This is a genomic window from Aeromonas sp. s6, assembly GCF_040907815.1.
GTDB classification, from domain to species: Bacteria; Pseudomonadota; Gammaproteobacteria; order Enterobacterales; family Aeromonadaceae; genus Aeromonas; species Aeromonas caviae.
The window spans coordinates 1-12,347 of record NZ_JBFOCN010000054.1 but is presented as its reverse complement, the minus strand read 5'-3'; the positions used below and the strand labels follow the sequence as shown (position 1 = coordinate 12,347).

At 62.6% G+C, this 12,347-nt stretch carries 10 protein-coding genes; 1 reads left to right on the top strand and 9 read right to left on the bottom strand.

What is annotated here, in order from left to right; translation table 11 throughout:
• Positions 1-85: 85 nt before the first annotated feature.
• Positions 86-1,723, top strand: coding sequence for an EAL domain-containing protein (locus AB5Y50_RS08490; RefSeq protein WP_041212924.1), 1,638 nt, complete (start codon positions 86-88; stop codon positions 1,721-1,723).
• Here the strand turns inward: AB5Y50_RS08490 and AB5Y50_RS08485 are convergent.
• The 9 genes from AB5Y50_RS08485 to recR form a co-directional block, all read right to left on the bottom strand.
• Positions 1,686-2,180, bottom strand: coding sequence for a hypothetical protein (locus AB5Y50_RS08485; protein WP_103243286.1), 495 nt, complete (start codon positions 2,178-2,180; stop codon positions 1,686-1,688). The two genes, AB5Y50_RS08490 and AB5Y50_RS08485, sit on opposite strands and share 38 nt — an antisense overlap.
• Before the next feature lie 148 nt (positions 2,181-2,328).
• Entirely contained in the window at positions 2,329-2,691 is a 363-nt protein-coding gene (locus AB5Y50_RS08480; protein ID WP_010674427.1) for a DUF2750 domain-containing protein, read from the bottom strand.
• Positions 2,692-2,814: 123 nt separating this feature from the next.
• Positions 2,815-4,443 (bottom strand): methyl-accepting chemotaxis protein, encoded by a 1,629-nt coding sequence (locus AB5Y50_RS08475; RefSeq protein ID WP_039038910.1) that lies wholly within the window; start codon positions 4,441-4,443, stop codon positions 2,815-2,817.
• Positions 4,444-4,605: 162 nt separating this feature from the next.
• On the bottom strand, positions 4,606-5,910 hold the full coding sequence (locus AB5Y50_RS08470) for an inosine/guanosine kinase (RefSeq protein WP_010674425.1): 1,305 nt from the start codon (positions 5,908-5,910) through the stop codon (positions 4,606-4,608).
• Positions 5,911-6,085: 175 nt separating this feature from the next.
• The gene (locus tag AB5Y50_RS08465) at positions 6,086-6,478 is read right to left on the bottom strand and encodes an MAPEG family protein (protein WP_010674424.1); all 393 of its coding nucleotides are present in this window, start codon (positions 6,476-6,478) and stop codon (positions 6,086-6,088) included.
• A gap of 64 nt (positions 6,479-6,542) precedes the next feature.
• Positions 6,543-7,517, bottom strand: a complete 975-nt coding sequence (gene hemH, locus AB5Y50_RS08460) for a ferrochelatase (protein ID WP_010674423.1) — start codon at positions 7,515-7,517, stop codon at positions 6,543-6,545.
• A gap of 119 nt (positions 7,518-7,636) precedes the next feature.
• Complete coding sequence (gene adk, locus AB5Y50_RS08455; RefSeq protein WP_010674422.1) at positions 7,637-8,281, bottom strand: adenylate kinase; 645 nt, start codon at positions 8,279-8,281, stop codon at positions 7,637-7,639.
• Positions 8,282-8,519: 238 nt separating this feature from the next.
• Positions 8,520-10,433: a molecular chaperone HtpG gene (htpG, locus tag AB5Y50_RS08450; RefSeq protein WP_201926969.1), complete on the bottom strand. Its 1,914-nt coding sequence runs from the start codon at positions 10,431-10,433 to the stop codon at positions 8,520-8,522.
• 539 nt (positions 10,434-10,972) lie between these two features.
• Positions 10,973-11,575 carry a recombination mediator RecR gene (gene recR / locus AB5Y50_RS08445; RefSeq protein WP_043156411.1) on the bottom strand — a complete coding sequence of 201 codons (603 nt, stop codon included), beginning with the start codon at positions 11,573-11,575 and terminating at the stop codon, positions 10,973-10,975.
• Positions 11,576-12,347 lie beyond the last annotated feature (772 nt).

Sequence of the window (12,347 nt, the reverse complement as noted above, 5' to 3'; positions counted from 1 at the left end):
ATCGTGGAGTTGCGTGAGTACTCATGTTTTGCGCCAGCGACTTGGTTAGAATTTCTACATCATGAACATCATCAAGGATGAAACGATGTTGAATAAACATGAGGGAAACCTGCTGCTGGTCAGCGCACTGGTCTGCATTCCCATGCTGCTGTTGCAGGGAGTGCTGCTCGCCCCCCCCGCCTCACCGCTCACCCTGCTGCTGGTCCTGATGACCACCCTGACGGGATTCGCCCTGCAGCTCTTTCTCACCCACAGCGTGCGCCGTGGGGAAAAGGCGAGGCAGGAGCAACGCTGGCTGCTGGCGCTGCAGCAGCGGGATCCCGCCATGCTCGACAGCGTACAGGCACAAACGGCTCTGCGCCAGCTCCTTGCATCCTTCAATGAGGCCGAGATCGATGCCCACCGCCAGATCACCGAATTGCACAATCAGGCGACCCGGGACGAGATGACGGGGCTTGGCAACCGCCACGCCTTCCGGCGCGATCTGACCGAGCTGCTGCAACAGGAAAACACCCAGACCGCCATCCTGGTGCTCATCCGCGCCACCGAGCTCGGGACCCTCAACGCCCAGCGCGGCTTCCAGTCCGGGGATGCCTACATCCGGGACATCGCCGCCCTCATCAGCCACACCGTCAGCCGCTTCCCGGGCCACCGGGTCTATCGCATCTCGGGGGCCGATTTTGCCGTCCTGCTGCCTCCCCTGGCCCAGATCCCGCCCCATCTGCTGGGACGGGATCTGAAGCTCGCCTTCGATCGCTATCAGCACGATCACGAGCTCGAGAGCGCCGCCTACTCGGGCATGACCCGCCTGAGCAGCGAGCAGAAGATAGAGGCCATTCTGGCCCGGGCGGATCTCGCGCTGGCCCGTGCCCAGACAGAGGTGGTCAATGGCTGGGCCATCCAGCAGAACGACGAGGTGGTCGAGGTGCAGGGTCAGCGTCACTGGACCCAGGTGCTGACCGATCTGCTGGAGCAGGAGAGCATCAGCTTCACCTGCCAGCCCATCCAGCCCCTGCATCGCGGCATGCTCGCCTACCACGAGATCTATCCCCGTTTCAGCAGCAGCGACGGCACCGTGCTGCCAAGCGATACCCTGCTCGCCATGGCGCAGCGGCTGGACATGGTACTGCGCCTGGCCCAGATGGTGATCCGCCACGTCATCCGCCAATACCGCGCCTTCGGAGGCCGCAACAGCCGGTGGGGTCTCAATCTGCCGGGCTCCCTGCTGCAAAACAGCGCCTTTCTCATCTGGCTGGATCACCAGTTGCAAAAAGACCCCGACATCGGGGCCAACCTGGTGTTCGAGCTCGACGAGGAGCACCTGGAGCGCAACCTGACCGGGTCCAGGCGGCTGTTCGAGCTGCTCAGGCGCCACGGCAGCCGCTCGGCCATCTGCAACTTCGGCAAGGGGATAGGCTCCTTCAGCCTGTTTCGCGAGCTCAAACCCGACTACATCAAGCTGGACCCCGGTCTCATCACCGAGCTGGAGCAGGATCTCACCAATCAGCAGTTCGTGCGGATGATCGTCGACGTCTCCCATCGCATGGGCTGCCTGGTGATCGCGGAAGGGGTGGAACAGATAGGTCAGAAGCAGATGCTGCAGAGCATGTATGTGGACGGCTTGCAGGGCTACCTCATCGCCCGGCCCCAGGAGCTGGGACCGGAGATCGGTCAGATGGGGATCTTCACGGAGACGGTTTCAGCTTCAACAGGGTCAGAATGATGTCGTTGAGCTGGCGATAGCGCTCCAGCTCCTTCTGATCGTAACGGGTCGCCAGCATGGTCGGGTTGTGGCGATGCTTGAGGTAGCGGTTGATCTGCAGGCGGTTGAACCCGGCCACCTTGTAGATCTGGCCGAGCAGGGCATTGAGCTCGTCGTCCGCCAGCCCGGCCCGGGTCAGGTAATCGGGTTGGGACGGGCTCTCCTGGCGGGCCGTGACCTTCTCCAGCTGGCCACGCTCCTGCAAATAGGTGAGCCACTGCTCCACGTAGAGTGGCTTGCAGCCCCCCAGCAGATTGAAGTACCCCACGGCATCGCAGCGGCACCCGCTCAGCAGCACCAGGGCCAGCTCGTCGCTGTCACACAGAAAGCTCACCGGGCCGCTCTGGCTCCAGTCCAGCGCCTGCACCTGGATCCTCCCCTGCGCCCCCGCCTTCGTGGTCACGTCAAAGACAAACATGGCACCTCCCGATCGGCAAAGGGTTGATGATGACCCATCCCCGGGACGGGTGCAAAGGCAAATCGCCTTTTCATGGCCCATGGCGGCCATAAAAAAAACCGGCCCCCCGAAGGGGGCCGGTTCATCACAATCCGGCAGGACGGCAGACTCAGGCGTCCAGTTCCACCAGCGCCTTGGCCAGCTCGATGGGCTCGAGCTCCTGGCCTTCCAGATCGGCGTTCCAGTTCGGGCCGACCAGCACGTCGTCCTCGTCCAGATCGTTGATCCAGATGTCCAGGAACTCTTCGAGCTCGATCACTTCCGGCTCGTAATCCGCCCACTCGTCCACGCAGTGCAGGCGGGCATCCCCTTCGGCGGACCAGAGCGGCATCACGTCCGCATCTTCGAACTCGGCGGAGCGGCACACCACCCAGTCTTCACCGTAGCGCAGACCCCACACCTGACCCGACTCGCGGACTTCTTCGATGAACAGCTGGAAATTGGCGTCAAGATTGTCAGTTAGTTTGCTCATGGGGTCTCTCTCTTGCAAAGCAATGGCAGGCTGTCGGCCAGGGCTGGCCGAGAATGGGGCAGATGGTGTCCCAAAAGCCCCCCAGACTCAAGCCTTATCCCGAAAAAGCGGGGAGAAAGGCCGTCAGATGCGATATTTCGCCACCAGGGCCCCCAGCTCGTCGCAGGCCAGCGCCAGTTGCCCGGATGCCTGCTCGGTCAGCCGGTTCTGGGCCAGGGCATCCGCCGCCAGCTGGGTGATGGCCACCAGCCGCTGGTTGATCTCCTCCGCCGCCCGGCTCTGCTCCGCCGCCGCCGTGGCAATCTGCCCATTCATGGCAGTAATGGTGTGGACGGATCCATCGATGGCATTGATGGCGACATCCGCATCGCCGGCCCTGTCCGCCGTCGCGCGGGAGAGCTGCTGTAATTGGCTGATGCCGCTGACCACCTTGCCGGCCCCCTCCTGCAACCGCTGGATCATCTGCCGGATCTCGTCGGTGGAGCTGTGGGTGCGGGTCGCCAGGGTACGCACCTCGTCGGCGACCACCGCAAAGCCGCGCCCCTGCTCCCCGGCCCGTGCCGCTTCAATGGCGGCGTTGAGGGCCAGCAGGTTGGTCTGCTCCGCCACCCCGCGAATGACGTCGAGCACGGAGCCAATCTGCTGAGTCTCCTGCTCGAGGCGGCTCACCGCCTGTACCGTCTCCACCATCTCGTCCGCCAACTGGCTGATGGACTCCCGGGTCTGGACCACCACCTCGCGGCCATGCTGGGCCAGATTGAGGGCCGAATCCGCCGCGTCGGCGGCCTGGGCCGCGTGCTGGCCCACTTCGCGGCTGCTCACCGTCATCTGCTCCATGGCGCTGGCCACCCGCAGGGTATCCTGCTCCTGTCCGGTGACGATGGCGCCGGTACGCTCCACCACCTCGGCCAGCTGGTGAGCATGCACCCGGTTCTGATCCGCTATCTGCTGGCTGCGGGCCACCAGCTGCGCCATCTGGCTGGCGAAGAGGTTGAAGTTGATGCTGAGCTGGCTCAGCTCGTCACGCCCCGACTCCGGCAGACGTACCCGCAGATCCCCCTCCCCCCTGGCGATGTTGCCAAGGGCCGAGACCGAGCGGGAGAGGGGCACGACGATGCTGCGCACAATGAGGCCGACCACGGCAAACAGCAGGAGGGCCAGCACCAGCCCGATCCCCAGCAGGGTGTGCAGCACCTCCCGGTACTGGGCCTCGACGTCGTCCACATAGACGCCGGTGCCGATGATCCAGTCCCAGGGGGCGAAGCGCTTGATGTAGGAGATCTTGCGTACCGGTTCGTCCACCCCCGGCTTGGGCCAGTAGTAGGCCACCTCCCCCGCGCCCTGGGCCCGCGCCAGATCGGCGAAGGCGACGAACAGCCTGAGCCCCTGCTTGTCCTCCACCCCGGAGAGATCCTTGCCGTCCAGCTCGGGTTTCATGGGGTGCATCACCATGGTGGGGTGGCTGTCGTTGATCCAGAAGTAGTCATCGTTGCCGTAACGCAACCCCTTGATCAGCGCCAGCGCCTCGGCCTTGGCGCTCGCCTCGTCCAGCTCTCCCTTGCGCACCCTGGCTTCCAGCCCCGCCACCAGGCTGTAGGCGGTCTCCACCTGGGCCTGGGTCTGGCGGCTCTTCTCCCCCATCAACCCCTGCTGATAGATCTGCAGGCAGAAGAACAGCAACAGTCCCAGCAGCGCCAGCACCATCAGGGTCACCAGCGACAGACGCCGACCGATACTCCATTGTCTCAACATACCCTCGCCCCGCAGCAGCTACATATCCTTAACACAAGGTATGCCGCCGCGACGCGGGCTGTCCACGATGTCAGCAAAAGCGATGCCAAAAACATGATCCAACCCCAAAAACAAGAAAGGGTGCCCAGTGGCACCCTTTCTCGTGGTCGACAGGAAGAGGTATCACCGCTCCCAGTACACCTCTTCCAGGCTGTCTTCCTTCTCCGGCAACCCGCGGGAAAGGCGCGGGCTGCTCTGGGCCAGCACCTCGTAGCTCACCCGGTTGGCGTACTTGCACACCTGGGCCAGAGAGGAGTAGGTCAGGAATTCCGAGAGATGCTTGGCGGAGTTCGGCACGTTCATGCGGTGGTAGGCGTTCGCCACCATGTCGTGCAGCACGGCGGACAGCGCCCCGTCCCCTGCCCCATTGGTGTTCTTGATCTTCTCCGGCCCGCCCATGTAGGGGGAGATGTGGGAGTAGATACGCGCAGGCTTGCGGCACTTGTCCCGGGCCATGGGGCGGCTGAACTCGTACATGTTGAACTCGGGGATGACGCCGGGCAGCAGGGTGTGGGTGGTCTCGCGCTTGTAGTCCTCGTCGGTGTAGCTCGCCATGTAGAGGCCGATGGGGCCGGCGGTGCAGAGCACCATGTCCGCCCAGTCCAGCGCCTTGTCGGCCGCGCCGAGGGGATCCTTTATCCCGGTCAGGGCCTCCGCCTCGTCCTCGTTCATGGCGAGCACGGTCACGTTCTCGCTGATGAAATCGCGCCACCACTGGGGATTCTCGTCGATGACGAAGCGGGTGCCCAGGGTCAGCACCACAGGCACCCCGGCCTCGCGGGCATAGCGCACCGCGGCCATGGCGGCCTCCTTCATGGGGGTGCCGTCGGCGCCGCGCACCAGGTAGGCGGTGATCACCAGGGCCGAGGCCTCCTTGATGATGGTCTCGGGGATGTGGTCCACATCCAGGTGATCCATCTTGCCGGCGTTGATGCCAAAGCTGCGCTCTCCCCCTTCGGTGATGAAGGTGAAGCAGCGCCCGACCGGGCCGTCCACCGGCTGCAGGTAGTCGAGGTTGACCCGGGAGGAGGTGTTGCACAGATAGCGGTAGGCATAGCTGCCGATGCGGATGTCCTGGCTCATGACGCCAAGCAGGATGGAGTGGGAGTCCGCCAGCACGGAGTAGTTGTGCATGGTGTTGCCGATGGTGCCGCCGGCAAATTCGCTCACCACCATGTTGTTTGCCTTGAGCTCGTCGTAGACCAGCTCCGCCACCTCGTCGGAGATGAGCATGGAGTGGCCCTTGCTCAGGCCGTACCGGTTCAGGAAGTCTTCGTCCACATGGGCTTCGATATCCACCAGAGTCTGATCGATGCCCACTACATAGGCCTTGCCCAGTTCGGTGAGCTGGGAGTTCTGCGGGATCAGGGGATCACGTCTGTCGACCGGGAAGTAGTGTTTGGACTTGCGCTGACCGGGAAATTTCATGGCAATCTTCTGTGCTCTGGGGAAAAGAGGGGCGGGATTTTAACACAATCCACCACGCCGAAAAGTCGCACGATTGAATTTTGAGGTCAGTATAGACAAGGGCTTGCGAGGAAAACGTTTGACTTGCCTGCCACAAAAAACCACCCCGTGACGGGGTGGTGTTGCGGGATGACATTCAGCTTGCCGAGAGCCCCTGCACCAGGGCCAGCACCGAGAAAATCCCCAGCGACAGCCAGAAGAAGAGGGTGCCGAAGAGGCGCGGCATGTTGGGAGCCCTGGGGATCTGGATGCCGATGGCATGCAGGATGCGACCCACCAGCAGCAGCACACCACCCAGGTGCAGCCAGAGCGCACCGACCCCCGCCAGTTCGCACAGGGCCATCAGCAGCAGGGTGAGGGGCACGTACTCGGCAAAGTTGCCGTGGGCGCGGATCGCGGCCAGCATCTCGGGGGCTTCCCCCTCCCCTATCATCACCCTGAACTGGGCGCGGCGCTTGACCACCCAGAAGGAGAGCAGCAGGAACAAGAGCCCGAGCAGGCCGGCGTAAATCAGCGTGATATGCATCATCAGGACACTCCTTTATCGTTGAATCCGAACGTCCGCCACGTCGGGCACCGGATGAGAACGGCCATCATGCCAGCTCGCGACAGATGAGGGAAACCATCATGCGGATATGGGCCTGATCGCTGTTGAGGGCCGGGATGTATTCAAACTGCTCGCCACCGGCGGCCATGAAGATCTCCCGGTTCTGCACCTGGATCTCCTCCAGGGTCTCGAGGCAATCCGCCGAGAAGGCCGGGCAGATGACATCGAGCCGCTTGACGCCGCGAGAGGGCAAGTCGGCCACGGTCAGGTCCGTGTAGGGCTTGAGCCACTCCTCCTTGCCAAAGCGGGACTGGAAGCTCGCGGTCCACTGCTCCGGGGCCAGCCCCAGCGCCTCCGCCAGCAGAGCGGCGGTGCGCCTGCACTGATGACCATAGGGATCCCCTTCCCGCTCGTAGCGCTCGGGAATGCCGTGGAAGGACATCAGCAGATGCTCCCCCTGGCCGTGCTGCTCCCAGTGGCGACGCACGCTCATGGCCAGCGCCTGGATGTACTCCGGGTGGGCATGGTAATCGCGGATGAGCCGCACCACCGGCAGATTGCGCTCGGTTTTCATCGCCCTGGCCCAGGCGTCGAATACCGAGGCGGTGGTACTGACCGAATACTGGGGATAGAGCGGCAGCAGGATCACCCGGTTGACCCCCTGGGCCTTGAGAGCCTGCCAGCCATCGGCCAACGACGGGGCGCCATAGGTCATGGCGAGCGCCACCGGCACCTCGACCCCTTCCCGCTTGAGCTCGTGCTCCAGGGCCGCGCGCTGCTGCTGGCTGATGACCATCAGGGGGGAGCCCTGCTCGGTCCACACCTGCTGATAGAGCTTGGCCACCTTGGGGGAGCGGGTCGGCAGGATAATGAAGTGAAGCAGGGGGCACCAGAGGTAGCGCGGCAGGTCGACGACCCGCTGATCGTGCAGAAACTGGCTGAGAAACGCCTTGACCGCCGCCGTGGTCGGCGCGGCCGGGGTACCCAGATTGACCAGCAAGATCCCGGTTTTCGTGGTCACGTTAGCATCCTGTCGTTCTGTGTCGTGGGAATGGAATGCAAGAAAGGGCCCGGTATGGACCCTTTTCTCACTCTCGTAGCCAGCCGGCGAACGGCTGCGTCCTGCCGGCCCAGAATGGCTTAACCGAGAATGGCGGCCAGTTGCTGGCTGACCAGATCCACCGGCTGGGTGCCGTCGATCTTGACGTAACGGGTGTTGCCCGCTTCCGCTTCCTTGCCGTAGAAACCGATGAGCGGCGCGGTCTGCTGATGGTAGACATCCAGACGCTTGCGCACTGTGGTCTCTTCGTCGTCGGCACGGATCACCAGATCCTCGCCGGTCACGTCATCCTTGCCTTCCACTTTCGGCGGGTTGAACACCACGTGGTAGGTACGGCCGGAGCCGGAGTGCACGCGGCGGCCGCTCATGCGCTTGACGATCTCTTCGTCCGGCACGTCGAATTCCAGCACGAAGTCCACGGTCACACCGGCATCCTTCATGGCTTGCGCCTGGGGAATGGTGCGGGGGAAGCCGTCCAGCAGGAAGCCGTTGGCGCAATCCGGTTGCGCGATGCGTTCTTTGACCAGGCCGATGATGATGTCGTCGGAGACGAGCTGACCTGCGTCCATCACGGCTTTGGCCTTGAGGCCCAGCTCGGTACCCGCCTTGATCGCCGCACGCAGCATGTCGCCGGTGGAGATCTGCGGAATACCGTGTTTTTCCATGATGAACTGAGCCTGGGTACCCTTGCCGGCGCCCGGAGCTCCCAACAGAACAATGCGCATACACGCTCCTAGTTGATTGGTTATTCAATTCTTGAGAAGGCAAAAAACTACACGTTTTCGCCCGTATTAACAAGCTCGCCCCGTGTGAGTGGCCAGATTATCACCACACTCCCGCCCCGTCTCTGCGACCAAAGACGCAGACGACGACCACGAAAAATGATTGAAAATGCAGCAGCGCACCAGAGGGGAACGGCCAAAAAAAAGCCCACTGTCATGCAGTGGGCCAATCACAATCACATCACGCCTGGAGTAGCAGACGGTTGATACGGGAGACGAAGCTCGCCGGATCATTGAGGCCACCCTGCTCCGCCAGCTGGGCCTGCTCGTGCAGGAGGGAGACCCACTCGCCAAACAGGCTCTCATCCTCGATGGTGCCGAGCTTCTTCACCAGGGCATGGTCGGGGTTGAGCTCCAGGATGTACTTCTGCTCCGGCACCGGCTGACCGGCGGCGCGCATCAGCTTGATCATCTGGGTGCTCATGCCGTGGGCGTCGGTGACGATGCAGGACGGCGAGTCGGTCAGACGGTGGGTGACGCGCACCTCTTTCACCGCCTCCCCGAGGCTCTTCTTGACCCGCTCCACCAGACCGGCGTTGGCTTTTTCGGCCTCCTCCTGCGCCTGCTTGGAGGCGTCGTCTTCCAGATCCCCGAGATCCAGTTCGCCACGGGTGACGGAGACCAGCTGCTTGCCGTCGAACTCGGTCAGGTGGCTCATCAGCCACTCGTCCACCCGCTCCCACATCAGCAGCACTTCGACGCCCTTCTTGCGGAAGATCTCGAGGTGCGGGCTGTTCTTGGCAGCGGCATAAGAGTCGGCGGTGATGTAGTAAATCTTCTGCTGACCTTCCTTCATGCGGCCAACGTAATCCTCGAGCGACACGGTCTGGGCTTCGCCCTCGCCGGCGGTGCTGGCAAAGCGCAAGAGCTTCGCGATCTCTTCCCGGTTGGCGTAATCCTCGGCCGGGCCCTCTTTGAGCACATTGCCGAACTCGCTCCAGAACTTGGCGTACTTCTCGCCATCCTCTTTCGCCAGCTTGTTGAGCATGGTGAGCACGCGCTTGGAGCAGGCCTTGCGCAGGGAGGCGGTCACCTTGTTGTCCTGCAGGATTTCACGGCTGACGTTGAGCGGCAGATCGTTGGAGTCCAGCACCCCTTTCACGAAGCGCAGGTAGGTCGGCATGAACTGCTCGGCGTCGTCCATGATGAAGACGCGCTGCACATAGAGTTTCAGGCCGTGCTTCTGTTCGCGGTTGTAGAGATCGAACGGCGCGCGGGCCGGGATGTAGAGCAGGCTGGTGTACTCCTGGGCCCCTTCCACCCGGTTGTGACCCCACAGGAGCGGATCTTCGAAGTCGTGGGCGACGTGCTTGTAGAACTCCTGGTACTCCTCGTCCTTGATGTCCTTCGGGTTGCGGGTCCAGAGCGCGGTGGCGCGGTTGACCTGCTCCCACTCCCCCGGGGTGCCGACGATGGTTTCACCGTCTTCTTCCCGATCCGGAGTGCCCTCCTTGAACATCTCCACCGGCACGCTGATGTGGTCGGAATATTTGCTGACCACGGAGCGCAGGCGCCAGTCGTCCAGGAACTCCTCTTCATCGCTGCGCAGGTGCAGGATGACGTCGGTGCCGCGACCGACTTTGGTCACGTCAGCCACGGTGAAGGAGCCTTCCCCTTGTGATTCCCACTGCACGCCCTGCTCCGGCGCGGTGCCGGCGGCGCGGGAGACCACGGTCACCTTGTCGGCCACGATGAAGGCTGAGTAGAAGCCCACCCCGAACTGACCGATCAGCTGGGAATCCTTGCCCTGGTCACCGGAGAGGTTCTTGAAGAACTCGGCGGTGCCGGACTTGGCGATGGTGCCCAGGTGCTCGATCACCTGGTCACGGGTCATGCCGATGCCGTTGTCCGAAATGGTCAGGGTCTTGTTCTCTTTGTCCACCACCAGGCGCACGCGCAACTGGCCGTCGTTTTCGAACAAAGAGGCATCGGAAAGCGCCTTGAAGCGCAGCTTGTCCGCCGCATCGGAGGCGTTGGAAATCAGCTCGCGCAGGAATACTTCTTTGTTGGAGTAGAGGCTGTGAGCCATCAGGCTCAGCAGTTGTTTGACTTCAGTCTGAAAGCCGTGGGTTTCGGCGTGAACACTTTGGGTCATCGACCAGTCCTCAAAACGTCGGGTTGAACAGATTCCCAAGCTAGATGGGGTTGGCCTTTCAAATATCAAGGGGCTTGCGTGCAAACTTGAGAGCAAATTTGCACACCGGCCCCTCGCTTGGCCCACACAGGCAACCCCCTCCCGGCCTCCCCCTTCACAAGGGGGAGGTGCACCGTCGTCCCCTGTCTGGCGAAGGGGTCAGACTGGAATCGAGAGGGGTGACATATAGCGGGGTCAGCCTTGCTCTCCCCTGCCAAAGGGAGGGCTGGGGTGGGGTGCGTTGCTCCCTCCTCTGCCAAGGGGAAGCATGAGGTGGGATCCGTTGCCCCCTCCCCTGCCAAAGGGGGCATGGGGCGGGCTCCGTTGCTTTCTTCCCTGCCAAAGGGAGGAGTGGGGCAAGATCCATTGCTCCCTCCCCTATCAAGGGGAGGGCCGGGGTGGGGTTCGTTGCTTTCTCCCCTGCCAAAGAGAGGAGTGGGGCAAGATCCATTGCTCCCTCCCCTGCCAAGGGGAGGGCCGGGGTGGGGTCCGTGGTGTCTTTAGCTCAGGCGCTGGCGCCCCATCAGGGAGTGGGAGAGCGTGGTGCCATCCACCAGCTCCAGCTCCCCGCCCACCGGCACACCGTGGGCGATGCGGCTCACCTCCACCCCGGCGGAGCGGGCCATGTCGGCGATGTACCAGGCGGTGGCATCCCCCTCGATGGTGGGGTTGGTGGCGAGGATCAGCTCCTTGATCTGCTCCTCCTTGAGGCGGCGCTCCAGGATATCGAGCCCCAGCTCCTCGGGGCCGATGCCGTCAAGGGGCGACAGGTGCCCCATCAGCACGAAGTAACGGCCGGAGAACTGGCCGGTCTGCTCGATGGCGGCCACGTCCGCCGGGCTCTCCACCACACAGAGCAGGCCGTTCTCCTCGCGCTTGGGATTGGCGCAAATATCGCAGCGATCGTTCTCGGTAAAGGTGCGGCAGTGGCTGCAATGACCGATTTCGGTGAGCGCCCGATTGAGCAGGGAGGCCAGACGCAGGCCGCCGCTGCGCTCGCGCTCCAGCAGGGTGAACGCCATGCGCTGGGCCGATTTCGGGCCCACGCCCGGCAAGACCTGCAGCGCCTTCATCATCTCATCGAGCAGGGGACTGAATTTCATGGGGATATCCTTTAAAGCCGCGCCGAAGGAGTGATTCGGCCCGCTTGCCTGAAGCGGTGCCGACGCCTCCATCCGAACCTATCTTGTTGGCGCAGGACTATACCCGAGCCGGCCCCGGGCGCCAATGGCCGGATCCCGCCACAGTGCCTGACGGCCCAACATCACCCCGGTCGGGGCGCAGCACTGAGCGGCAACCTCCCCTTCCCCTCTCCCCACAACCCAGATCACGCCATGATTGCCAAACCAATTCCGGGGAAACCGGGAAACCCTCCCAGATTGCCCCAACTCACTCCCCACCAGCCTCCAGACAAGCCAGCACGGCCAGAAACCAGGCCCACATTGTTTGGTTTTTCTATTCGACAATCAGTTATCGTTTAGCAAAACCAAACAATAAATGCCCTCTTGAGGTCCCGATTTATGACGTTGCGCCGGTTTTCAACGGCTCCCCCTTCTGTTTTTTCACCGGCCGATTAGTATGACTCACGCGACAACCAGCTCCGTTGAGGCCGTTACTAGGGCACGGTGAGAGCTAGGGAAAGTGCGAACAAGTATCCCACGAACAAAAAATGAAAATTTTAGTCATTTAATATCAATGGGTTACCAGTAAATGCTCTCGTGCCATATGACTTATTCGCACCTTCCCTTACCCGTTTACCATAGCGGCCAAAAGTGATCCCTGGATTTGACCCCATAGGTCCAGACACTTTTTCCCGCTTAGGGTTGTGATACCCGACTGCGCAGAAATTCCCGTGGTGAACGGTATCCCAAGGCG